This window comes from Pantoea sp. PNT03, assembly GCF_014852515.1.
Taxonomy (GTDB): Bacteria; Pseudomonadota; Gammaproteobacteria; order Enterobacterales; family Enterobacteriaceae; genus Pantoea; species Pantoea leporis.
The window spans coordinates 488,026-512,218 of the sequence record NZ_JACVBT010000004.1; the positions used below are offsets into that span (position 1 = coordinate 488,026).

Genomic DNA, 24,193 nt, shown 5'->3' on the forward strand with positions numbered 1-24,193 from the left:
GCCGCACAAGTGGAAAAATGTGCGGCGTTTTTAAAGCGCGCGATAAATCGCGCCGCTACGGTGTGGTGCGATTTATGGCGCTGGATAGGTAAACTGGCGATGAATCGCTTCCAATTCCTCTAACACCTCGGCATTCAGCGTCAGATTGAAACTCTCTACGTTAATCTTCAGCTGCTCCAGCGTGGTGGCGCCCAGCAAGGTGCTGGCGACAAACGGCTGTTGACGCACATACGCCAGCGCCATCTGCGACGGATCCATATTGTGTTTCTGCGCCAGCGCAACATAGGCTGCAATCGCCTGCTGAGACTGATCGCCGCTGTAGCGGGTAAAGCGACTAAACAGCGTATTGCGCGCACCGGCGGGTTTGGCACCGTTCAGGTATTTGCCACTCAACGTACCAAACGCCAGGCTGGAATACGCCAGCAACTCGACGCCTTCATGCTGGCTGATCTCCGCTAAACCAACCTCGAAGCTGCGGTTCAGCAGGCTGTACGGGTTCTGGATGGTGACGATACGCGGCAGCTCATGCTTTTCAGCCAACTGCAGATAACGCATCACGCCCCACGCAGTTTCGTTCGACACGCCAATGTAGCGAATCTTACCGGCGCGCACCTGTTCGGTCAGCGCTTCCAGCGTCTCCAGCAGCGTCACCGGCACGCTGGAATCGGTGTATTGATAACCCAGCTTGCCGAAGTAGTTGGTCTGACGCTGCGGCCAGTGCAGCTGATAGAGATCGAGATAATCGGTGTTCAGACGTTTCAGGCTGGCATCCAGCGCTTCGCGGATGTTTTTGCGATCCAGCGCCTGGTTCGGGCGAATCGACGCATCCGCGCCGCGTACCGGACCGGCTACTTTGCTGGCGAGGATGATTTTGTCACGGCTGCCGCGCTTCTTCAGCCAGCTACCTATGTATTGTTCGGTTAATCCCTGGGTTTCCGGGCGCGGCGGCACCGGATACATTTCTGCGGTATCAATCAGGTTGATGCCACTGCTAACCGCGTAATCAAGCTGTGCGTGGGCGTCGGCTTCGCTGTTCTGCTCACCAAACGTCATGGTTCCAAGCCCCAGCTGACTCACTTCCAGCGTGCTATGGGGAATACGGTGATAGTGCATGTGCCGGCATCCTTTTTTCATTATGAAAGGGAATGTTGTGTCCTTTGGGACTATAGCGTGTGAAGCGGCGCGGAAGGAAGAGGGGAAAGTTCGGGAAATCGCCTGCACAAGGGGAAAACGCGTGCAGGCAGGGCAATTTGGCACTTAACGCTCAATGATGGTTGAAACCTCGTCACCATTGATCTGCATCTGATGGCCTTGCTCATCGGTGTACTGTACCAATCCGGTCTCTTTATCGATGGCGGGTTTGCCATCTGTCATGATCATGCGGCCATCTTTGGTCGCCATGACGTAATCACTGCTACAACCACTCAATAACAGCGTCACCAAGGTTAAACCTACTGCACTCACCAACCCTTTCATTCTTATCTCCTTCTCGCGACTTCAACAGCAAAAGTGTAGTAATAAATGCTTTCGTCGTTAGGAGTAATCGCATCATTCCTAAAATTATCGGCAGCAATATGCATTTACAGTAAAAAATGTCGCGCCAAAAGCGGACCGGTGAAGCTCTTCTTCAGATAAAAGCCGCGCGGCAGCGTCATGATCGGCTCGCCGTGTTCGCCAATCGCTTCGGTCAACGCTTTGCTGTTGGCGGCTTTAGGGCGGATTTGCAGCCAGGCACCGTGACGTGCGGTGATGCGCTCCACCTGACCGAGCACAATCATATCCATCAACTCTTCCCAGTCTTCGCGCAGCTGTTGCTCCTCTTCTGCACTCGGATGCCACAGCAGCGGCGAACCGACGCGGCGTTCGGCCAGCGGCAAAGCACGATCGCCTTCGATCGGGATCCACAGCACCCGCGCCAGTTTGTGCCGCACATGGCTGGTTTGCCAGGTTACGCCGCTATTGCCGGTTAACGGCGCGACGCACACGAAGGTGGTCTCCAGCGGTTTGCCCTGAGCATCTACCGGAATCGTTTTCAGCTCAATGCCGAGATGGGCGAAATCCTGCTCGGCTTTGCTGCCAGCGCTGGCACCCAAATGCAGCTCTAACAGCATGCCAACCCAGCCTTTATCGCGTTTCAAATCTGCCGGAATCGGCAGGTTAATCTGCGCCGCCAGCGCGGCAAAGGTCTGTCCCGCCAGCTGCTGTGCGCGCTGCAGTAATTCCGCTTCGTTTTCAGGTGGCGATGGCAATAACGGTGAGAAGTGCATGCTAAAACCTACATTGGTTAAAGAGTGAACAGTAAACGCGAGCCGGGTTTGTCCACATGGCAGTTAGTTGAATAAAGGTGATAATAGCATGATTCAGCATGCTTTTTTATTTCAATAGAATGGGACGATCCAGTGATATGGCCCGGTTATCCCAGCTTGTTATCGACAATGAACAGGTGTTGAACCTGGTTATCCACAGAAAAGTGGGGTAACACCCTTTTGGCCATACCCCTGTTTCCATTTACAGCCTTGACTTTCGCGTTTTGAACGCTTTTTTTCCTTTCTTTGACCAGGTTTAGGGCATTCTCTGTGGATAAAAACGTCGATGATGGATCTTTAACCGATCGAAAAAACTGAGCGGAGTATAACTACGGATCCTGGTAACGATTTAACGGTTAATAAGTTATATCCCGATGAATATGATGATTTTTCTGCGTATTGCTATGTTGGGTGATGAGATTTATCCGAAGGGGTTATTCAATTCATTCCCGTGTTCTGCACAAAGCTATCCACAGAAAAGGTGAATAAGATCGCCGATAAATGGGGGCATCTGTTTATAACTTGGCTAATCTCTGTGAGTTATCCTGTTTTTATTCCGCCTGCGGCCCGCTATCCAGTGGTTTACCGCCTGTAAGGAGTGTGAAACAATCAGGCTATTCAAATTTAGCTTTGAGGTAGTCCAGTGATCGATGATGATGGCTACCGCCCGAATGTTGGTATCGTAATCTGTAACAGGCAAGGACAAGTGTTGTGGGCCAGGCGCTTTGGACAGCACTCCTGGCAATTTCCTCAGGGAGGCATCAATCCGGGTGAAACTGCTGAACAGGCGATGTATCGCGAGCTGTTCGAAGAAGTGGGTTTACACCGCAAAGATGTTCGAATACTTGCTTCAACCCGAAACTGGTTACGCTACAAGTTGCCAAAACGTTTGGTGCGTTGGGACACAAAGCCGGTGTGTATCGGCCAGAAACAAAAGTGGTTTCTTCTGCAGTTGATGTGCAGTGACGCGGAAATCAATGTGCAGCACAGCAGCACGCCCGAGTTTGATGGTTGGCGCTGGGTTAGCTTCTGGTATCCGGTACGTCAGGTGGTCTCTTTCAAGCGCGATGTGTATCGCCGCGTGATGAAAGAATTCGCGGGCGTTGTGATGTCTATGCAGGAGAGTGCGGGGCAGCGTAATAATGCCGCCCAACGACGTAAAAGAGGATAGGCCACGCCCTTTATGCTCACTCAGTTACGCGAAATAGTAGAGAAAGTGGCGAGTGCTCCACGTCTGAATGAAGCACTCGACATTCTGGTAAACGAAATTTGCCTTGCGATGGAAACCGAGGTTTGCTCGGTTTATCTCGCCGATCACGATCGTCGTTGCTACTACCTGATGGCGACACGCGGGCTAAAAAAGCCGCGTGGTCGTACGGTCACGCTGGCGTTTGACGAAGGCATTGTTGGCCTCGTTGGACGCTTAGCCGAGCCGATCAACCTCGCCGACGCGCAAAGCCATCCCAGCTTCAAATACATTCCTTCCGTTAAAGAGGAGCGTTATCGCTCCTTCCTCGGCGTGCCGATTATCAGCCGCCGCCAGCTGCTTGGCGTGTTGGTTATCCAGCAGCGCGAACACCGTCAGTTTGATGAAAGCGAAGAGTCATTCCTCGTCACGCTCGCCACGCAAATGGCGGGATTGCTGTCGCAGTCGCAGCTCGGTCAACTGTTTGGTCAATTCCGTCAGACGCGGGTAAAAGCGATTGCCGCTGCGCCGGGTGTGGCGGTCGCGCCGGGTTGGGTGGATGAAACTCAGCCGCTGCTCGATCAGGTTTCCGCTGCGTCCACGCTTGACGTGCAGCGCGAGCGCGAGCGCCTGGTGCTGGCGATGGGCGAGGCCGGCAACGAATTCCGCCGCTTCAGTAAACGCTTTGCTGCCAGCGTGCAGAAAGAGAGCGCGGCGATCTTCGATCTCTATTCGCACCTGCTTACCGATGCGCGGCTGAAAAAGGATCTTTTTGATGAGATCGAGCGCGGATCGGTCGCGGAGTGGGCGGTTAAAACGGTGATCGAGAAGTTCGCCGAGCAGTTCGCCAATTTGCAGGATCAATATCTACGCGAGCGCGCTGGCGATCTACGCGTGCTCGGTCAACGTCTGCTGTTCCACCTCGATGATTCGCTGGTCGGCACCAATGCCTGGCCGGAACGCTTCGTGTTAGTCGCGGATGAACTCACTGCAACCACGCTGGCTGAATTGCCGCAGGAGCGTCTGGCGGGCGTGGTGGTGCGCGACGGTGCCGCCAACTCGCATGCGGCGATTTTGACGCGCGCGATGGGCATTCCAACCGTGATGGGCGCCGATATCCTGCCGGCGCAGCTTAACAAGCGCTTGCTGATTGTTGATGGTTATCGCGGCGAAGTGCTGATCGATCCGGAACCGGTGCTGGTGCAGGAGTATCAGCGTTTAATCAGCGAAGAGAACGCGCTGAGCAAAATGGCCGAAGGCGTGGTCGAGCAGCCCGGCGAGCTGAAAAGCGGTGAGCGCGTTCAGGTGATGCTGAATGCCGGCCTCAGCCCGGAACACGAGCAGGCGCTGGATAACTGGGTGGATGGCATCGGTCTGTACCGCACCGAAATTCCGTTCATGCTGCACAACGGCTTCCCGTCCGAAGAGGAGCAGGTGGCGCAGTATCAGGGCATGCTGCAGCTGTTCTACGACAAACCGGTGACGCTGCGTACGCTGGATGTCGGCGCGGATAAACAGCTGCCGTACATGCCGATCAGCGAAGAGAATCCGTGCCTTGGCTGGCGTGGCATTCGCTTAACGCTCGATCAGCCGGAAATCTTCCTGGTGCAGGTGCGCGCCATGCTGCGTGCCAACGTGGCGTCCGGTAACCTGAGCATTCTGCTGCCGATGATCAGCCATATCGATGAGATCGATGATGCGCGTCGTCTGATCGATCGCGCTGGCCGCGAAGTGGAAGAGATGCTCGGCTATGTGATTCCCAAGCCGCGCATTGGCATCATGATTGAAGTGCCGTCGATGCTGTTTATGATCCCGCATCTGGCGGATCGCGTCGATTTCGTCTCGGTTGGCACCAACGATTTGACGCAATATCTGCTGGCGGTTGATCGCAACAATACGCGCGTGGCGAACCTGTATGATTCGCTGCATCCGGCGATGCTGCGGGCGCTGCACACGATTGCCAGCGAAGCCCGCCAGGCCAAGCTGGAGCTCTGTTTGTGTGGTGAAATGGCTGGCGATCCAATGTGTGTCGCGCTGTTAGTGGGCATGGGATATCACCATCTCAGCATGAACGGCAAGAACGTGCCGCGGGTGAAATATCTGCTGCGCCATCTCGATTTTGAAGAGGCACAGAAGCTCAGCGAGCATGGACTGGCCGCGCATACTGCCTCGGAAGTGCGTCATCTGGTCTCCACCTTTATGGAGCGCCGTGGTTTAGGCGGTTTGATTCGCGGCGGGCGTTAACGGTTACAACTTCACGACCTGTAAAAAAAGTGGCTGTGCTATGATGCGCAGCCTTTTATTGTCCCGTTTCAGGGCAGAAAAATGATGGTGAAAGATGACTGACGGCTACATTTCGTTTCCCCAATTCGATCCGGTAATTTTCTCTATCGGACCGGTTTCGCTTCACTGGTACGGCTTGATGTATCTGGTGGGCTTTGTATTTGCTATGTGGCTGGCGACGCGACGCGCCAACAAACCTGGCAGCGGCTGGAAAAAAGAGGAAGTGGAAAACCTGCTGTATGCGGGCTTCCTCGGCGTATTCCTCGGTGGACGTATCGGCTATGTGTTGTTCTACAACCTGCCGTTGTTCCTTGAGAATCCGCTGTATCTGTTTAAGGTCTGGGATGGCGGCATGTCGTTCCACGGCGGCCTGATTGGTGTGATTGTGGTGATGCTGATTTTCGCACGCCGTACCAAGCGCACGTTCTTCCAGGTAGCGGATTTCATTGCACCGCTGATCCCGTTTGGTTTGGGGGCCGGTCGTCTCGGTAACTTCATCAACGGCGAACTGTGGGGCCGCGTGGCGCCCGATTTCAAATACGCGATGTTGTTCCCCGGTTCACGCAGCGAAGATATCGCGCTGGCGGCCAACAATCCGCAGTACCAGGAATTGTTGAACACCTACGGCGTGCTGCCGCGTCACGCGTCGCAGCTGTATGAGCTGTGCCTCGAAGGCATCGTGCTGTTCATCATTCTCAACCTGTTTATTCGCAAGCCGCGCCCCATGGGCAGCGTCTCGGGCCTGTTCCTGATTGGCTACGGCGCATTCCGCATCATCGTGGAGTTCTTCCGTCAGCCGGATGCGCAGCTTGGCCTGTTTGAAGGCGGCGTCAGCATGGGACAGATTCTGTCGATCCCGATGATTCTGGCCGGTGTGATTATGATGATCTGGGCGTATCGTCGTCGCCCGCAGCAACAAACTCGTGAGGTAAAATGAAACAGTATCTGGACCTAATGCAACATGTGCTGAATGAAGGCGCAGAAAAGGCCGACCGTACCGGTACCGGCACGCTCTCCATCTTTGGCCACCAGATGCGTTTCAATTTGCAGGATGGTTTTCCGCTGGTCACCACCAAGAAAGTGCACCTGCGCTCGATCATTCATGAGCTGTTGTGGTTTCTGAAAGGTGAGACCAACATCGGTTACCTGAAAGAGAACAAGGTCACCATCTGGGACGAATGGGCCGATGAGAACGGCGATCTCGGCCCGGTCTACGGCAAGCAGTGGCGCAGCTGGGGCAGCGCCTCGGGTGAAGAGATTGATCAAATCAGTAAAGTGATTGAGCAGCTGAAGCGTGACCCCGATTCGCGTCGCATCATTGTCTCGGCGTGGAACGTGGGCGAGCTGGATCACATGGCTCTGGCGCCTTGCCACGCCTTCTTCCAGTTCTACGTGGCCAACGGCAAGCTCTCTTGCCAGCTCTATCAGCGCTCATGCGATATCTTCCTTGGTCTGCCATTCAACATCGCCAGCTACGCGCTGCTGGTGCATATGGTGGCGCAGCAGTGCGATCTTGAAGTGGGCGATTTTGTCTGGACCGGTGGCGATACGCATCTGTACAGCAACCATTTAGAGCAGGCGCGCCTGCAATTAACGCGTGAGCCGCGTCCGTTGCCTAAGCTGGTAATCAAGCGTAAACCGTCCTCTATCTTTGATTATCAGTTCGATGATTTCGAGATTGAAGGCTACGATCCGCATCCAGCCATTAAAGCGCCCGTCGCCATTTAACGCCACTCCCGCAAGGTCGCCATTCATGGCGACCACGCCCAAATCGCACTTTAATCCTGAATCCGTCACACAAAACGCTGTATCTCTCTGCACCTCTCCTCGATTTCCTGAGCAACGTTTCCCAACGTCGATTTCTCTCCCTTGTTGAACTTCATGTTGCTGGGCACATTACCCGCCATGAACAGAAACGATAACCACGGTTTCACTTTGCCCGAACTGTTATTGGTGATGGTGATCGCCGGCATACTTAGCGTCGGCGCGCTGCAAGGTTGGCAGCGCTGGCAGCAATATCAACAGCTGCGCGACAGCGTGCTGCAACTGCAGGGATTTCTGCTGCGTTTGCGCGCCCATGCTAACTGGCACAACCGCGATCTCACGCTGTGGGTACAGAGCGGTGAAAACGGCTGTCTTGGGGCGGGACCTAAACCTGCAGAAGGCTGCGCACTGCCCTCGCGCTGGTTATTTAAACCGCCGCACGACAGCGTGCGCCTTGTCGGCATCAATGGTGACGTCGGTTTTTACGGTCGGCGTGATGTCGCGCGTCCTGGCAGCATCGATCTCGCCAGTGCGGCGGGACGCTGGCGCTTAATTATCTCCGCCAGAGCGCGCATCCGTGCCTGTCAGCCGGGAGAGAAAGGATGCGAATAGCGCAACTCGGATTCAGCCTGCTGGAGATGCTGATTGCCATGGCGATTGGCGCGGTGCTGATGATCAGCGTCGGGCGATTTTTACCGCTGCTGCTGGAGCAGAATCTGCGCCTGCAACAGCGCGTGCAGTTACAGCAGGAGCTGCAGCAGATCGCCAATACGCTGCAAAAAGCGCTGCGCCGTGCCGGCTATTGCCACGGCCAGTGCAGCGGTTCGGCGCTAACGATTGCCGCCAGCGGCAGCTGCGTTTTACTGCGCTGGGATGAGAACAGCAACGGGCGCTGGGAAGGCGTGGGCCACAGCGAAAGTGACTATTACGGCTATCGGCTGCGCAGCGGACAGCTTGAAATGCAGCGTGGCGTGGATGAGTGCAACAGCAGCGGCTGGGAGAAACTCTCCGATCCGGCATTTCTCACCATCGATACCTTCAAGCTTGAACGGCAGGGATCGCGCTTGGTGCTGCAACTGGCGGGACACGCCAACAGCCAAAGCGTGGAGCTGGCAAGCTGGATAGAAGGAATCAATCTGTGAAGCAGCGCGGCAATAGCACGCTGGGCATGGTGCTGATGATGTTACTGATGGGCGGACTGACGCTACACGCCACGCGAACGCAGCTCTCGCAAGGCATGGTGTTAGTGGCTGATGAGCAGCTGCACAGTCAGGATTTCTGGCAGGCGCAGGCGGCGTTAATGTGGGGCAGCGTGCAAAACTGGCCGCAGGCCACCGGCTGGCAATGTCAGCAATGGACAGCAGAACAGTGGCAAAGCTGCCTGCTACGAATGGAGGATGACAATGCGTTGTTATCGGGACATGGAGAAGGGCGCGCGCTGTGGCTCTATCGTTGGGTATCCATCCCCAACACGCAACCCCAGCCGCAAGCGCATGGCTGGATCGATTACTGCCCGCTGTCGCAGCCGGCGCTGTGCCAGCCAGAAGCAGCAGGGCTTTAGCCTGGCGGAAACGCTGGTGGCGATGCTGTTGCTGGCGATGACCATCAGCACATTACTGCAATATCATCGCGCGCTGGCGCTGGGGTTTAGCCAGCAGTGGCAGCAGCGTCAGGCGTGGCGCGTTGCCGGCCAGGCGTTGCTTGGCCGTGACGTTGAGGGATGGCAGAGTCAGCGCCAGCAGCAGAGCCTGGCGGGCGGCTGCACGCTGGAGCGCGTCACGGTTACGGGGCCACAGCAGCGTTCCGCCTCACTGGCGCAGCTCAATTGCCACTAGCGGTAGGCATCGCAGGTGATAAACGGTAGAGTGGCTCGGCTGCGTTGTTGTCTTGTGTTTAGGAGAAATATGTTCCGGGTTTATCACTCTAATCAGCTTGATCTGTTGAAAAATCTGGCAGGTATTCTGATTGAAAATCAACCGCTGACCGATCCGCTGGCGGCTGAACAGGTGCTGGTACAAAGCCCAGGCATGGCGCAGTGGCTGCAAATGGAACTGGCTAACAGTTTCGGCATTGCCGCCAACATTGATTTCCCGCTGCCTGCGAGCTTCATCTGGAACATGTTCGTTAAGGTGCTGCCCGATATTCCTGAAGAGAGCGCCTTCACCAAGGCCAGCATGAGCTGGAAGCTGATGCATCGCTTGCCAACTTTGCTGGAGCAGGACGCTTTCCAGCCGCTGCGTCACTACCTCAATGATGACGACGACAAGCGCAAGCTGTATCAGCTCAGCGCCCGTGTTGCCGATCTGTTTGACCAATATCTGGTGTATCGCTCGGACTGGCTCAACAGCTGGGAGCGCGGTGAACGGATTGATGGCTTAGGCGAATCGCAGCAGTGGCAGGCGCTGCTGTGGTGCGATCTGGTTAACTTTACCGAAAGCCTGGGTCAGCCGATGTGGCATCGCGCTAACCTCTATGCGCGCTTTATCCAAAAGCTGGAACAGGCGCAAATGCCGCCGCCGGGCTTGCCGCAGCGCGTGTTTATTTGCGGTATCTCCGCGCTGCCGCCGGTTTATTTGCAGGCGTTGGAAGCGCTGGGCCGTCACATTGATATCCATCTGCTGTTCACCAATCCCTGCCGTCACTATTGGGGCGACATTCAGGATTATGCCTTTTTGGCGAAGCTGCAAAGCCGCCAGCGCCGCCGCATCCAGTCGGATGAGCTGCAGCCGCTGTTCCGCGATCCGGCTAGCGCGTCAGCATTGTTTAATGATATTGGCGAGCAGCAGCTGACCAATCCGCTGCTGGCGTCATGGGGCAAGCTGGGGCGCGATAACCTGTATCTGCTGAGCCAGATGGAATCCGCCGCCAACGACATTGATGCCTTCGTCGAGATGCCTCAAGACAATCTGCTGCACAGCGTGCAAGCGGATCTGCTCAATCTGGACGATAAAGCGATCATTGGCCTCAACGCCGGTGAGCTGGCGAACAGCGCCGAAAAACGCCTGCTTGATCCTGAAGATCGCTCGATCACGCTGCAGGTGTGCCACAGCGCACAGCGTGAAGTTGAAGTGCTGCAGGATCATCTGCTCACGCTGATGGAAGCCCATCCCGAACTCAAACCACGCGACATCATCGTGATGGTGGCGGATATCGACAGCTACGCCCCTTTTATTCAGGCCGCTTTTGCCAGCGCGCCGAGCGAACGCTATTTGCCGTTCGCCATTTCCGACCGCCGCGCCAGTCAGGCGCACCCGGCAATTCTGGCGCTGCTCAGCTTGCTGTCTCTGCCTGAAAGTCGCTTTGCCTCCGAAGATGTGCTGGCGCTGCTTGAGGTTCCCGCATTAGCGCAGCGCTTTTCGGTGGATGAAAGCGGGCTGCGCCTGCTGCGCCGCTGGGTGATGGAATCCGGCATTCGCTGGGGACTGGACGATGCCAGCGTGGAAGCGCTGGCGCTGCCGGTAACCGGACAACACACCTGGCGCTTCGGCCTGCAGCGTATGCTGCTCGGCTATGCGCTGGAGAGCCGCAACGGCGACTGGCAAGGGATCCTGCCGTATGACGAATCCAGCGGTTTGATCGCTGAGCTGGCGGGGCATCTGGCGGAACTGCTATCGCGACTCGAAGAGTGGCGTGCGCGTCTGGCAGAAGAGCGCACGTTAGCGGAGTGGCAGCCGCTGTGTCGTGAGTTGATTGAGTGCTTCTTTAGCGGAGACGCCGAAAGTGAAGCCGCGCTGCTGCTGGTGGAAACACAGTGGAAACAGATTATCGAGCAGGGCATGCAGGCGGCCTATCAACAGCCGATTCCGGTTACGCTGCTGCGTGATGAGCTGCGTTCACGCCTCGATCAACAGCGTATCAGCCAGCGTTTCCTCGCCGGTCCCATCAACTTCTGTACGCTGATGCCGATGCGTTCGATTCCCTTCAAAGTGGTGTGTTTGCTGGGCATGAACGATGGCGTCTATCCGCGCACCTTAGCGCCGCTGGGTTTCGACCTGATGCAGCAACAGATGCGCAAAGGCGACCGTAGCCGCCGCGATGATGACCGCTATCTGTTCCTCGAAGCGCTGATTTCGGCGCAGCAGCAGCTCTATATCAGTTACATCGGCCGGGCGATTCAGGACAACACGGAGCGCTATCCATCGGTATTAGTGAGCGAGCTGGTGGATTACCTGGGGCAGAGCTTCTGTCTGCCGGGTGATGAAGCGCTCGAACCTGATATCAGCGAGCAGCGCGTGCGTGAACATCTGCAAAAGCTGCATAGCCGCATGCCGTTTGCCGCAGAGAACTTCCAGCCGGGCGCTCACGGGCAAAGCTTTGCTGCGGAGTGGTTGCCCGCAGCCACCGGCAGCGGCGTGGCACAGCCGGATTTTGTGCAGCCCTTGCTGCCTGCACCGATAGAAACCTTGTCGCTGGAGCAACTGCTGCGTTTCTGGCGCCATCCGGTACGCGCCTGGTTCCAGCAACGCTTGGGGGTGGCTTTCTGGATGGAAGAGAGCGAGCTGCCCGACAGCGAACCGTTCGCGCCTGACAGCCTGGAACGCTACCAAATCAACGCGCAATTGCTGAATACGTTGGTCAACGGTGACGATCCGGCGCAGCTGTATGCGCGTCACCGCGCCGCTGGCAATCTGCCTTATGGCGCGTTCGGGGAACTTTTCTGGCAGAGCCAAACCGAAGAGATGCAGGAAGTGGCCGCCGAGGTGAGTGGTCAACGCCAGCCCGCTGAAAGTTGGGAAATCAATCTGACGATCGGCGCAGTGCAATTGACCGGCTGGCTGACGCAGGTGCAAGCTGATGGCCTGCTGCGCTGGCGTCCGGGCGTGCTGAACATGAACGATGGTCTGCTGCTATGGCTTGAACATCTGGTGTATTGCGCGTTGGGCGGCAGCGGTGAAAGCCGCATGTACGGCCGTAAACAGAGTCACTGGCGCTTCGCGGCGCTGCCTGCTGAACAGGCGCTGTCGTTTCTGCATGCGTATGTTGCGGGTTACCAGGCTGGATTAGTCGAGCCGCTGATGCTGCTGAATAAATCCGGCGGAGCCTGGCTGGAAGCGAGCTTTGATAGCAAGTCGCAGCAGTTGCTGGAAGACGAAGCCACGCAGAAAAAGGCACTTAACAAATTACTGCAAGCCTGGCAGGGTGGTTTCCAGGTGGAAGGCGAGGGCAGCGATCCCTATCTGCAACGCCTGAGTCGGTCTTTGGACGATGATGCCGTGCAGGCGATTACTGCCGCCGCACGCCAATGGTATTTGCCGGTGCGCCTGGCGCATCAAAATGATGAATAGCAAGGGGATACGGCCTCGTTTGAGGTTGTTCCTGACACGATAAGAAAGTTTGTCTATTTCACCGCTGGGCACACAGCCAGCGGAAAAGGGTAATGTAAGGGGTTTAAATGCGGATTTACGCACGCTGGATTGGAGCGCTGCTGCTGAGCACGTTAGCGCTGAATGCCTTTGCCGATACCGATCGCGGCTGGCAACCCATCAATGACACCATTCGTAAAAGCGATCACGATCCACGCCGTTATCAGGCGATTACGTTAAACAACGGTATGACCGTGCTGCTGGTCTCGGATGCCGAAGCGCCTAAATCGCTGGCGGCGCTGACCTTACCGATCGGTTCGCTGGATGATCCTAATCAGCAGCTGGGTCTGGCGCACTATCTCGAACACATGGTGTTAATGGGCTCAAAGCGTTATCCGCAGCCTGATAATCTCGCCGAATTCCTGAAAAAAAATGGTGGCAGCCACAATGCCAGCACCGCGTCGTATCGCACGGCGTTCTATCTGGAAGTGGAAAACAGCGCGTTGCAGCCCGCAGTTGATCGTCTGGCCGATGCGATTGCTGAACCGCTGCTCGATCCGGTTAATGCCGATCGTGAGCGCCATGCGGTTAACGCAGAACTGACCATGGCTCGCTCACGCGATGGCTTGCGTATGGCACAGGTGGGTGCAGAAACTCTCAACCCTGCGCATCCCGGCTCGCGCTATTCCGGTGGCAACCTTGATACGTTGAGTGACAAGCCGGACAGCAAATTGCATCAGGCGCTGACCGATTTTTATCACAGCCACTACTCCGCCAATCTGATGAAGGCGGTGATTTACAGCAACAAACCGCTGCCAGAGATGGCCGACATTGCGGCAAAAACCTTTGGTCGTGTGGCTAATCATCAAACGACGGTGCCAGAGATTGACGTGCCGGTAGTGACCGACGCGCAGAAGGGCATCATTATCCATTACGTGCCCGCACAGCCGCGCAAGCAGTTGAAAATTGAGTTCCGCATCCCGAACAACAGCGGCCAGTTCCGCAGTAAAACCGATACGCTGATCAGCTACATTCTGGGCAATCGCAGCAAAAACACCCTCAACGACTGGCTGCAAAAGCAAGGGCTGGCGGATGGCGTCAGCGCCGGTGCAGACCCGATGACCGAGCGCAACAGCGGCGTCTTCGCTATCAGCGTGTCGTTAACCGACAAAGGTCTGGCGCAGCGCGATGAAGTGGTGGCTGCGGTGTTCAACTACCTTGATATGCTGCGCACCAAAGGCATCAGTAAAGAATACTTCGATGAAGTCTCCCACGTGCTGGCGCTGGATTTCCGCTACCCATCAATTACCCGTGATATGGATTACATCGAGTGGCTGGTGGATACCATGCTGCGGGTGCCGGTTGAACACACGCTGGATGCGCCTTACCTGGCCGATCAGTTCGATCCCGCGGCAATCAAAACGCGTCTCGACGAAATGACGCCGCAGAACGCGCGCATCTGGTACATCAGTCCGCAGGAGCCGCATAACAAAGAAGCCTACTTTGTGAATGCGCCCTATCAGGTGGACAAAATCAGCGACGCCCAAATTAGCGACTGGCAGCAACGTGCCGCGCAGCTCCAGCTGTCGATGCCCACGCTGAATCCCTACATTCCGTCGGATTTCGCCCTTATCCCCTCCGATGGCAAAACCTACGATCATCCGGTCGCACTGACCAATGGCGATAGCATGCGTATTTACTGGATGCCAAGTCAGCAGTTTGCCAGCGAACCGAAAGCCGCTATTACCTTAGCGCTGCGCAACAAATTGGCGATCAGCGATGCGCGCCAGCAGGTGCTGTTTGGGTTGAATGACTATCTCTCCAGCCTGGCGCTGGATGAATTGAATTCGCAGGCTTCGGTTGGCGGCATCAGTTTCTCAACCGGGGAAGATGATGGCATCGTGTTTAGCGCCAGCGGGTTTACCCAACGTCTGCCGGAATTGCTGAAGAAGCTGGTGGAGGGTTACGCCACCTTTACGCCGGACCAGCAGCAGCTGGAACAGGCCAAATCCTGGTACCTGGATCGACTGGAAGCGGCTGAGAAGGGCAAAGCGTTTGAGCAGGCGATTCAGCCGATGCAGATGTTGTCCCAGCTGCCTTACACCCAACGTGAAACGCGCCGCAATCTGGTGAAAGACATCACGCTGAAACAGGTCACCGATTACCGCGATGCGCTGATTCAACATGCAACCCCGGAGATGATGGTGGTGGGCAATCTCTCTGCAGAGCGCGTGAAACTGCTCGGCGATGAGCTACAGCAACAGTTGCACAGCGATGGTCACGGCTACTGGCACAGTGATTATGTGGCGGTGGATAAAGCAATGAAGGCCAATCTGCAGAAAGCCGGCAGCAGTACTGATTCGGCGCTGGCCGCGCTGTATGTGCCGTTGGGCTACAGCGAATATCAAAGCATGGCCAACAGCACCATGCTGAGCCAGATCGTTCAACCCTGGTTCTACAACCAGTTGCGCACCGAAGAGCAGCTCGGCTATGCGGTGTTTGCTTACCAGATGCCGATCGGACGCCAGTGGGGCATCGGTTTCCTGCTGCAAAGTAACAGCAAGCAGCCAGCGTTTTTACTGCAACGCTTCCAGGCGTTTTATCCGCAGGCTGAACAGCGTCTGCGCAGCATGAAAGCAGAGGATTTCGCCCAGTATCAGCAGGCGCTGATCAACGATATGAAGCAGCGTCCGCAAACGCTGGATGAAGAGGCGAACCGCTTTAACCGTGACTTTAAACGTCAGAACTTTGCCTTCGATACGCGTGAAAAAGCGATTGAGCAAATTCAGCAACTGACGCCAGCCGGCCTGGCCGACTTCTTCCATCAGGCGGTTTTAGCGCAGCAAGGCATGGCGATGATTTCGCAGATCGGTGGCAGCCATGATGGCGCGACCAAAGATGACTACGCCCAGCTGCCGGGCTGGACCACATGGGATGAGGTCCAGAAGCTGCAGCAGTCGTTGCCCGTGAAGAGTGATGCCCAATGAGTCTGCTACCTGAATCGCTCAATCCTCTGACGCTGCCGCTGCGCGGTGAGCGTCTGATTGAGGCCTCAGCCGGCACCGGCAAAACCTTCACCATCGGCCTGCTCTATCTAAGGCTGCTACTGGGATTGGGCGGACAACATGCTTATTCGCGCCCGCTGTCGGTAGAAGAGATTCTGGTGGTGACCTTTACCGAGGCCGCGACCGCTGAACTGCGCGGGCGTATACGCGCCAACATTCACGAGCTGCGGCTGGCCTGTCTGCGCGGCGTCAGCGGCAACCCGATGCTGATGCAGCTGCTGCAGGAGATTCCACAGCCCGCCGATGCGGCTTCGCTGCTGCTGGCCGCTGAACGACAGATGGATGAAGCCGCCATCTTCACCATCCACGGCTTCTGCCAGCGCATGCTGAATCTCAACGCCTTTGAGTCCGGCATGCTGTTTGAACAGCAGCTGATTGAGGATGAACAGCTGCTGCTGCGCCAGGCGACTGCCGATTTCTGGCGTCGTCACTGCTATCCGCTGACGCTGGATGTCGCGCGAGTGATTGTCAGCGAATGGAGCGGCCCGGAGCAGTTGCTTTCCACCTTGCGTCCGTGGTTGCAGGGCGAATCGCCCAGCCTGCGTCTGCCGCCTGCCGACAGTGAAACCCTGACTTCGCGCCACAGCGAAAACCTGGCGCGTATCGCCTCGATGAAAGCGCAATGGCTGACGGTGGGTGACGAAGTGCTGACGCTGGTGGGGCAATCTGACGTGGATAAGCGCAGCTACAGCAGCAAGAATTTGCCGGTTTGGGTCAATAAAGTCAGCTTTTGGGCGCAGAGCGAAACGCGTGATTATCAAGTGCCCGCCGAACTGGCGCGCTTCGGTCAGCGCATGCTTGAAGAGAAGACCAAAAAGGGCAGTCCGCCGCATCACAGTGTGTTTGACGCCATCGACACTTTCCTTGCTCAGCCGCTGTCGCTGCGCGATCTGGTGATTGCGCGTGCGCTGGTAGAGGTGCGCGCTGCGGTGCGCAAAGAGAAACGTCAGCAGGCACTGTTGGGTTTTGATGACCTGCTGAGCCGCCTCGACGAAGCACTGCAGCAGCCGAGCGGTGAGCAACTGGCTCAGGCGATTCGCCAGCGTTTCCCGGTGGCGCTGATTGATGAGTTCCAGGATACCGATCCGCTGCAATACCGTATTTTCCGCACGCTTTATATCAATCAGCCAGCGCATGCGCTGCTGTTGATTGGCGATCCCAAACAGGCGATTTACGCCTTTCGTGGCGCGGATATTTTTACCTATATCCGCGCGCGCAGTGAAGTCAGTGCGCACTACACGCTGGATACCAACTGGCGCTCGTCGCCTGCGATGGTCAACAGCGTTAACCAGCTATTTGCGCGCCTCGACGCGCCCTTCCTGTTCGCTAAGATCCCGTTCCAGCCGGTGCAGTTTGCGCCTCCCAACCAGCAACTGTCGCTCAGTATCGATCAGGTTGAGCAAGCGGCGTTACGCTTCTGGCTGCAGCCGGGTGAAGGCTGCAGCGTTGGAGATTATCAACAACGTATGGCGCAGCAGTGTGCGGCCGATATCAGTCGCTGGTTGCAGGCCGGGCAGCAGCAGCGCGCGATGCTGGGCAAAGCGCCCAATTTGCGGCCGGTACAAGCCTCTGACATCACAGTGTTAGTGCGCAGCCGTAACGAAGCTAACCTGATTCGCGAAGCGCTCAACCTGCTCGGTATTCCGTCGGTTTACCTGTCGAATCGCGACAGCGTTTACACCACGCCGGAAGCGCGAGAGCTGTTATGGCTGTTGCAGGCGGTACTGGCACCGGAGCAGGAGCGTATGCTGCGTACCGCGCTGGCAACCTCGCTCTTTGCCTTTGATGCCTCGCAGCTGGATGCGCTGGATCAGGATGCGCGCGGCTGGGATGAACTGGTGGATACCTTTGCCCGCTGGCAGCTGGTGTGGCAGCAGCGTGGCGTCTTGCCGATGCTGCGCGAGATGATGCTGGAGCGTCAGCTGGCGGAAAATCTACTGGCATCGGAGAACGGCGAGCGTCGTCTGACGGATTTACTGCATCTCGGTGAACTGCTGCAGGAAGCGGCTGCGCAGCTGGATAGCCCACACGCGCTGGTGCGTCATCTGGCACAGCAGATCGCCCGCCCGGATAGCCAGTCTGCCAGCCAGCAACTGCGTCTGGAGAGCGATCGTCATCTGGTGCAGATTGTCACCATCCACAAATCTAAAGGGCTGCAATATCCGCTAGTGTGGCTGCCATTCGCCGCCGGTTTTCGCGAGGCGGATACCGCGCTTTATCACGATCGTGAGAGCTTTAACGCGGTCCTGGATCTGCAAGCCGATGAAGAGAGCCTGGCGCTGGCCGAACAGGAGCGTCTGGCGGAGGATTTGCGCCTGCTCTACGTGGCGTTGACCCGTTCGATCTATCACTGCAGCGTCGGCGTGGCACCGCTGTTTCGCGGCACGCGTAAGAAAGAGGGCGAGAGCGATTTGCATAAAAGCGCGCTCGGTTTTCTGTTGCAGCGCGGTGTAGCGGCAACAGCCGAACAGCTCGGCGCGTTGCTGCATAACATGGACGCGGCGGGCACCGAGGTGGTGCTGGCTGAAGATATGCAAGCCGAGCGCTGGCAGGTTGAGGCGGTCGCCGATAGCGAGTTGGGGGCGCGAAGCGTAACGCGCGTGCTGGCCGATCCGTGGCGCGTAACCAGTTACTCTGGTTTGCAGCAGCACAGTTCTCATCGTCTGCTTGAGGTGATGCCGAATTTCGATGTGGAAGCAGCCGGCGAAGAGGATCGGGAAGAGGAAGGGGAAGCGGCGCTTACGCCCCATCACTTCCCGCGCGGTGCCGCGCCGGGAACGTTTTTGCATGAGCTGTTCGAATCGCTGGATTTCCCGCAGCCGCCTTCCGAGGAGAAGCTGGCGCAACATCTGCAGCAAAACGGCTATCCGCTGCACTGGCAGCCGATGCTCAGTGCGTGGATCAGGCGTGTATTGAGCACGCCACTTAACGCGCAGGGTATTCATCTGGCGCAGGTGCAGAGCAGCGATCGTTTGGTGGAGATGGCATTCTATCTGCCAATTGACAATGTGCTGACCGCGCGTGAACTGAGCGCGTTGATTGCTCAGGATGCGTTATCGGCGCAGGCTCCGCCGCTCGATTTCCGTCAGGTGCAGGGCATGCTGAAAGGCTTTATCGACCTGGTGTTCCGCTGGCAGGGCAAATATTACCTGCTGGATTATAAATCCAACTGGCTCGGTGACAGCCATGAAGCTTATACGCCGCAGGCAATGGCGCAGGCGATGATCGACCACCGCTACGATTTGCAGTACCAGCTCTATACGCTGGCGCTGCACCGCTATTTACAACATCGCTTGCCGGATTACGATTATGAGCAGCATTTCGGCGGCGTATTTTATCTCTTCCTGCGTGGCATGGACGGCAGCTCTCCAGACAACGGCGTGTTTCATACCCTTCCCACCTTCGACTTCATTTCACAACTGGATAGCCTGTTTCGCGGGCCGGGAGCGACAGCATGAGCGGTATGACCGCGCTTTTAGCACAGGCGGCTGAGCTGCGTTTGCTGCGCTCGCTGGATGTCCAGTTCGCTCAACTGCTGGCTGATGATGATCAACCGGCGCGTTTGCTGCTGGCGGCCTGCCTGAGCGCGGAAGCGGGAGATGGGCATGTCTGTTTGCCGTTATCACAGCTAAGCCGCGACAACCTGTTTAAAGGGCGTCATGCGGAGCTGGCCCAGGCCATCTGGCAAGCGGCAGGCGAACCGCAGGATTGGCCTGCAATTTTAGCCGGCTGGTCGGCGCTGAGTAGCAGCGAGCAAGCGGCACCCATCGTGCTGAGCGAAGATCGTCTCTATCTGCATCGCCTTTGGCACAACGAAGGGCAGGTGGCACGCTTCTTTCAGTCACAGTCAACAGCACAGCCTTTTGCGCCTGAACAGGTCCGGCAAGTACTGGATCAGCTGTTTGGCAGCGAGCCGGATAACTGGCAGAAGATTGCGGCTGCGGTGGCGCTGACGCAGAAAACTGCGGTGATCTCGGGCGGTCCCGGAACCGGAAAAACCACCACGGTGGCAAAACTGCTGGCGGCACTGATCCGTCTTAGTGAAGGCGCGTTACGTATTCAGTTGGCTGCGCCGACCGGCAAAGCGGCGGCGCGTCTCACCGAATCGCTGGGCAAGGCGCTGCAAAAGTTGCCGGTGAGCGAGGCGGAGCGGCAGCGCTTTCCGGCCGATGCCACCACGCTGCACCGCTTGTTAGGCGCGCAGCCGGAAACGCAGCGCCTGCGCTATCACGCCGGAAATCCGCTGCATCTGGATGTGCTGGTGGTGGATGAAGCCTCAATGGTCGATCTCGGCATGATGGCGAATTTGATCGCCGCATTGCCAGCGCAGGCGCGCGTGGTGTTCCTCGGCGATCGCGATCAGCTGGCATCGGTGGAAGCGGGCGCAGTGCTCGGTGATATCTGTCGCTGTGCGGAAGCCGGTTACAGCCCGATGCGCGCTGCGCAGCTGAGCGAGCTCACCGGCAGCGGGGTGGCGGGCATCGATGACAGCAGCGCACCCGCGGTACGCGACGCGATTTGCCTGCTGCGTAAAAGCTACCGCTTTGACGCCAACTCCGGCATTGGCCAACTGGCCGCAGCGGTTAACGCCGGTGATGCAAAGGCGGTTGAAGCCGCATTCAAGGCTGGTTTCAGCGATATCACCCGTCAACCTTTGCAGGATGCTGATGCGTATCAGGCGATGCTGACAGAGATTGCTGCTGGTTATCAGCCGTTCCTGGAACTCATTCGCCAACGTGCCGATCCTGCTGAGATTATCGCGGCGTTTGGCCGATATCAGCTGCTGTGCGCACTGCGTGAAGGGCCGTTTGGCGTGCAGGGATTGAATCAACGTATTGAGCAGAAGCTGATGCAGCTGCAGCTGATTCGTCGTCCAACCGGCGGCAGTCGCTGGTATCAGGGACGTCCGGTGATGGTGACGCGTAACGACAGCGCATTGGGCCTGTTTAACGGCGATATCGGCATTACGCTGTTTGATGAGGAAGGTCTGCTGAAGGTGTTCTTCCCGTTACCGGATGGCAGCATCAAGGCGGTGCAACCGAGCCGCTTGCCGACGCACGATACCGCGTGGGCGATGACGGTGCATAAATCGCAGGGATCGGAGTTTGACCACACGGCGTTGGTGATGCCGGCGCAGTTCCTGCCGGTATTAACGCGCGAGCTGATTTATACCGCGATTACCCGCGCGCGTAAGCAACTGACGTTGTACAGCGATGACGGCGTGTTCCGGCGTGCCGTGCAGTTGCGTACCCAGCGACGCAGCGGATTACTGGAGCGGTTGAGCGGAGAGTAATTAAGTATCGATTCCGCACAATCCGTCGCGGCGCGATGAATCGCGCATATCAATGGCGGCAGCTTGCCCATGCGGATATTGCGCAATAAATTGCGCCGCTACGGTATGTGCACTTACGCAACGGCACAGTCAAATGATGCGACTACCCCAAATCCGCCATCAGCACTTTTGAACGGCGCTGATAGTTATACATCTGCTTCTTGCTCTCGGGCAGGGACTCAATATCCACCGGCGTAAAACCGCGCTCCTGGAACCAGTGAATGCTGCGCGTGGTTAACACAAACAGCTTCTTTAGCCCCATCTGACGTGCCTGCAACGCCACGCGATCCAGCAACAGTTCGCCACGCGATGAGCTGCGATAATCCGGATGCACTGCCACACAAGCCATCTCACCAATCTGCTCGTCCGGGAACGGATAGAGTGCGGCACAGGCGATGGTTAAATTATCGCGCTGAATAATGGTGAACTTATCAATCTCCATCTCCAGTTGCTCACGGGAGCGACGCACCAGAATCCCTTGCTGCTCCAGCGGGCGAATCAGTTCGAGAATACCGCCGATATCGTTGATGTTGGCGCGCCGAATCTGCTCGGCCGACTCCATCACAATCTGGGTACCGATACCGTCGCGCGAGAACAGTTCTTGCAGCAACGCACCATCTTCCTGATAGCTAATCAGGTGGCTGCGACGCACGCCGCTACGGCAGGCTTTGACCGCACCACGTAAGAACCGCACGGTGCCAGAGAGGAAATCGCCGTCGCTCTCCATTTCGTCGATGCGCGCCTGGGCTTCGTTCGGGAACAATTCAGAAATAATCGCGCCTTCGCGATTGGTCACGCCCTGTTCGGAGCAGAAACCAATCATCTTCTCGGCCTTCAATTTAATTGCCAGCTGCGTCGCCACTTCTTCTGACGTCAGGTTAAAACTCTCGCCAGTAACAGAAACCGCCACCGGACCGAGTAGCACAATCGCATCGTTATCCAGCTGACGATGGATCGCTTCCTCATCAATACGACGAATACGCCCGCTGTGGCAGTAATCAACGCCATCATCCACCCCCAGCGGCTGCGCAATGATGAAGTTGCCGCTCACTACGTTAATGTGCGCGCCCTGCAGCGGCGTGTTGTTGAGGCTCATCGACAGACGCGCGGTGATATCCAGCTGTAAACGACCGGCGGCCTGCTTTACCAGCTCAAGTGATTGTGCATCGGTAACGCGCGTATGTTTGTGGTAAATCGGTTCCAGCTGTTGCTGGGCCATGCTGGCGTCAATCTGCGGACGCGCACCATAAACCACCACTAAGCGAATGCCGAGGCTATGCAGCAGACCGATGTCATTAACGATGCTTGAGAAGTTCTCATGCTCGATGGCTTCGCCACCCAACATGATGACAAACGTCTTGTCACGATGGGTATTTATATAGGGAACGGTGTGGCGAAAACCCTGAACCAGTTCTGTACTGCGTTCCTTCACGGCAAAGCCCTCTGTGCATGTTTATTCGTAATTTTCGTATTTTTATGCTCTTTTGCTCTTTATTGCAAGCGCCGGGCCTGACGTTACTTTACGATTTTCATGATGCAACACGCGCTAACAGACTGCATTATCTGGTTTTTCCGGCAAGACAAGACGATTCTCATCGAGTAAAGTTTTCACTTTCTTGCCATCGAGTGATGATTTTTTAGACATAACACAGCAGTTGGAGCGGCATGTCCGAAGCTTTTACACGACGACGATTATTACAGGGCGCTGGCGCATTATTAATGCTAAGCGTGACGCGTACCGGGCTGGCTGCCAGCCAGCATATTGTGGCGGTGCGCATCTGGCCCTCATCGACCTACTCCCGCGTAACCCTGGAATCAAACGTTCCCCTCAAGTACAAACAGTTCACGCTGGGGAATCCCGATCGTCTGGTTATTGATATCGAAAATATGCACATCAACCCGGTCCTGAAAGGAGTCGATAAGCTGGTGCGCGTGGACGATCCCTATATCAAAACCGCACGCGTCGGTCAGTTTGACGCTAACACGGTGCGACTGGTGCTGGAACTCAAGCGCAGTATTGCGCCCAAGACATTTACTCTTGCGCCAGTGGCAGGTATCAAGCATCGCTTAGTGGTCGATCTCTATCCTAATCAGCAATCACGGGAAGAGGATCCGCTACTGGCATTACTGCAGAATTACAATCAGGGCGATCTTGAACGCGATCAGCCGGTGCAGGCGGCGCTGCCGGGCAAAGCGGGGCGCGATCGACCGATTATCATCATGATCGATCCTGGCCATGGTGGTGAGGATCCCGGCGCGCATGGCAAATATAAAACGCGTGAGAAAGATATCGTGTTGAAGATCGGTCGCTATCTGAAGGCGCTGATCGACAAAGAGCGCAACATGAAAGCTTACATGACGCGCAATGAGGATGTGTTTATACCGTTGCGTGTCCGCGTGGCGAAAGCGCGAAAGCAGCGTGCGGATCTGTTTATTTCGATCCATGCTGATGCCTTCACCAGTCGGGCCGCGCGCGGTTCGTCGGTGTTTGCCCTTTCGACCAGCGGCGCTACCTCAGCGGCGGCGCGCTTCCTCGCACAAACGCAGAATGAAGCCGATTTGATTGGCGGCGTCAGCATGAGCGGCGATCGTTATCTCGACCACACCATGTTCGACATGGTGCAGCGGCAAACCATCAGCGACAGCCTGAAGTTTGGTAAAGAAGTGCTGTCACGCATGGGACATATCAATCACCTGCACAAGCGCACCGTCGATCAGGCGGGATTTGCGGTGCTGAAAGCGCCGGATATTCCCTCGATTTTGGTGGAAACCGCGTTTATCAGTAATGTCGAAGAGGAGCGCAAGCTGCGCACGGCGCGCTATCAGCATCAGGTGGCTGAGGCGATTCTGCATGGGATTAAGGCGTATTTTGATAAGGGTGCGGCACTAGCGCATCGCTGAGGAGGGCGGCAGCAATGCCGCTTTTTTCCGGACGCCAGAAACAAAAAAACACC

17 protein-coding genes are annotated in these 24,193 nt (G+C 56.7%); 13 read left to right on the forward strand and 4 right to left on the reverse strand.

The annotated features are described in order from the left end of the window. Window positions 1-72: 72 nt before the first annotated feature. The 3 genes from IB226_RS16705 to mutH all read right to left on the reverse strand — a co-directional run bounded on the left by IB226_RS16705 (window position 73) and on the right by mutH (window position 2,267). Window positions 73-1,113 (reverse strand): NADP(H)-dependent aldo-keto reductase, encoded by a 1,041-nt coding sequence (locus IB226_RS16705; protein ID WP_110867968.1) that lies wholly within the window; start codon window positions 1,111-1,113, stop codon window positions 73-75. A gap of 144 nt (window positions 1,114-1,257) precedes the next feature. Next, the gene (locus IB226_RS16710) at window positions 1,258-1,476 is read right to left on the reverse strand and encodes a YgdI/YgdR family lipoprotein (protein WP_101761992.1); all 219 of its coding nucleotides are present in this window, start codon (window positions 1,474-1,476) and stop codon (window positions 1,258-1,260) included. 104 nt (window positions 1,477-1,580) lie between these two features. Then, entirely contained in the window at window positions 1,581-2,267 is a 687-nt protein-coding gene (mutH, locus tag IB226_RS16715) for a DNA mismatch repair endonuclease MutH (protein WP_110867967.1), read from the reverse strand. A gap of 682 nt (window positions 2,268-2,949) precedes the next feature. On the opposite strand from mutH, the gene rppH reads away from it, so the two are divergent. The 12 genes from rppH (at window position 2,950) to recD (ending at window position 21,200) form a co-directional block, all read left to right on the forward strand. Continuing rightward, on the forward strand, window positions 2,950-3,477 hold the full coding sequence (gene rppH, locus IB226_RS16720) for an RNA pyrophosphohydrolase (protein ID WP_007890933.1): 528 nt from the start codon (window positions 2,950-2,952) through the stop codon (window positions 3,475-3,477). Between the two features lie 12 nt (window positions 3,478-3,489). Further along, window positions 3,490-5,736, forward strand: coding sequence for a phosphoenolpyruvate--protein phosphotransferase (ptsP, locus tag IB226_RS16725; RefSeq protein WP_110867966.1), 2,247 nt, complete (start codon window positions 3,490-3,492; stop codon window positions 5,734-5,736). 94 nt (window positions 5,737-5,830) lie between these two features. Then, window positions 5,831-6,712 (forward strand): prolipoprotein diacylglyceryl transferase, encoded by an 882-nt coding sequence (gene lgt, locus IB226_RS16730; RefSeq protein ID WP_008109262.1) that lies wholly within the window; start codon window positions 5,831-5,833, stop codon window positions 6,710-6,712. Next, on the forward strand, window positions 6,709-7,503 hold the full coding sequence (gene thyA, locus IB226_RS16735; RefSeq protein WP_110867965.1) for a thymidylate synthase: 795 nt from the start codon (window positions 6,709-6,711) through the stop codon (window positions 7,501-7,503). Before lgt ends, thyA begins: the two co-directional genes overlap by 4 nt. Before the next feature lie 177 nt (window positions 7,504-7,680). Continuing rightward, window positions 7,681-8,151, forward strand: a complete 471-nt coding sequence (locus IB226_RS16740) for a prepilin-type N-terminal cleavage/methylation domain-containing protein (RefSeq protein WP_192236490.1) — start codon at window positions 7,681-7,683, stop codon at window positions 8,149-8,151. Then, window positions 8,142-8,681, forward strand: coding sequence for a prepilin peptidase-dependent protein (locus tag IB226_RS16745; RefSeq protein ID WP_192236491.1), 540 nt, complete (start codon window positions 8,142-8,144; stop codon window positions 8,679-8,681). The genes IB226_RS16740 and IB226_RS16745 overlap by 10 nt, the downstream gene beginning before the upstream one ends. Then, the gene (locus IB226_RS16750; protein ID WP_192236492.1) at window positions 8,678-9,100 is read left to right on the forward strand and encodes a DUF2509 family protein; all 423 of its coding nucleotides are present in this window, start codon (window positions 8,678-8,680) and stop codon (window positions 9,098-9,100) included. The genes IB226_RS16745 and IB226_RS16750 overlap by 4 nt, the downstream gene beginning before the upstream one ends. Beyond that, complete coding sequence (locus IB226_RS16755) at window positions 9,033-9,374, forward strand: prepilin-type N-terminal cleavage/methylation domain-containing protein (RefSeq protein ID WP_110867962.1); 342 nt, start codon at window positions 9,033-9,035, stop codon at window positions 9,372-9,374. The genes IB226_RS16750 and IB226_RS16755 overlap by 68 nt, the downstream gene beginning before the upstream one ends. A 69-nt stretch (window positions 9,375-9,443) precedes the next feature. Then, on the forward strand, window positions 9,444-12,824 hold the full coding sequence (gene recC / locus IB226_RS16760; RefSeq protein ID WP_192236493.1) for an exodeoxyribonuclease V subunit gamma: 3,381 nt from the start codon (window positions 9,444-9,446) through the stop codon (window positions 12,822-12,824). A 107-nt stretch (window positions 12,825-12,931) separates the two neighbouring features. Continuing rightward, a complete protein-coding gene (gene ptrA, locus IB226_RS16765; RefSeq protein ID WP_192236494.1) occupies window positions 12,932-15,829 on the forward strand; it encodes a pitrilysin in 2,898 nt (965 codons plus the stop codon). After that, window positions 15,826-19,365, forward strand: coding sequence for an exodeoxyribonuclease V subunit beta (recB, locus tag IB226_RS16770; RefSeq protein ID WP_192236495.1), 3,540 nt, complete (start codon window positions 15,826-15,828; stop codon window positions 19,363-19,365). Before ptrA ends, recB begins: the two co-directional genes overlap by 4 nt. Continuing rightward, entirely contained in the window at window positions 19,362-21,200 is a 1,839-nt protein-coding gene (gene recD, locus IB226_RS16775) for an exodeoxyribonuclease V subunit alpha (protein WP_192236496.1), read from the forward strand. The genes recB and recD overlap by 4 nt, the downstream gene beginning before the upstream one ends. Before the next feature lie 142 nt (window positions 21,201-21,342). Here recD and argA read toward each other — a convergent pair whose 3' ends face one another. Then, window positions 21,343-22,671 (reverse strand): amino-acid N-acetyltransferase, encoded by a 1,329-nt coding sequence (gene argA / locus IB226_RS16780; protein WP_007891884.1) that lies wholly within the window; start codon window positions 22,669-22,671, stop codon window positions 21,343-21,345. Window positions 22,672-22,904: 233 nt separating this feature from the next. Between argA and amiC the strand changes: the two genes are divergently transcribed. Further along, window positions 22,905-24,140, forward strand: coding sequence for an N-acetylmuramoyl-L-alanine amidase AmiC (gene amiC, locus IB226_RS16785; protein ID WP_146001292.1), 1,236 nt, complete (start codon window positions 22,905-22,907; stop codon window positions 24,138-24,140). Window positions 24,141-24,193: the final 53 nt, after the last annotated feature.

Coding starts and splice junctions, on each gene's coding strand:
- IB226_RS16705 (WP_110867968.1), bottom strand. CDS start 1,113: ATGCACTATCACCGTATTCCCCATAGCACGCTGGAAGTGAGTCAGCTG.
- IB226_RS16710 (WP_101761992.1), bottom strand. CDS start 1,476: ATGAAAGGGTTGGTGAGTGCAGTAGGTTTAACCTTGGTGACGCTGTTA.
- mutH (WP_110867967.1), bottom strand. CDS start 2,267: ATGCACTTCTCACCGTTATTGCCATCGCCACCTGAAAACGAAGCGGAA.
- ptsP (WP_110867966.1), top strand. CDS start 3,490: ATGCTCACTCAGTTACGCGAAATAGTAGAGAAAGTGGCGAGTGCTCCA.
- lgt (WP_008109262.1), top strand. CDS start 5,831: ATGACTGACGGCTACATTTCGTTTCCCCAATTCGATCCGGTAATTTTC.
- thyA (WP_110867965.1), top strand. CDS start 6,709: ATGAAACAGTATCTGGACCTAATGCAACATGTGCTGAATGAAGGCGCA.
- IB226_RS16740 (WP_192236490.1), top strand. CDS start 7,681: ATGAACAGAAACGATAACCACGGTTTCACTTTGCCCGAACTGTTATTG.
- IB226_RS16745 (WP_192236491.1), top strand. CDS start 8,142: ATGCGAATAGCGCAACTCGGATTCAGCCTGCTGGAGATGCTGATTGCC.
- IB226_RS16755 (WP_110867962.1), top strand. CDS start 9,033: ATGGCTGGATCGATTACTGCCCGCTGTCGCAGCCGGCGCTGTGCCAGC.
- recC (WP_192236493.1), top strand. CDS start 9,444: ATGTTCCGGGTTTATCACTCTAATCAGCTTGATCTGTTGAAAAATCTG.
- ptrA (WP_192236494.1), top strand. CDS start 12,932: ATGCGGATTTACGCACGCTGGATTGGAGCGCTGCTGCTGAGCACGTTA.
- recB (WP_192236495.1), top strand. CDS start 15,826: ATGAGTCTGCTACCTGAATCGCTCAATCCTCTGACGCTGCCGCTGCGC.
- recD (WP_192236496.1), top strand. CDS start 19,362: ATGAGCGGTATGACCGCGCTTTTAGCACAGGCGGCTGAGCTGCGTTTG.
- amiC (WP_146001292.1), top strand. CDS start 22,905: ATGTCCGAAGCTTTTACACGACGACGATTATTACAGGGCGCTGGCGCA.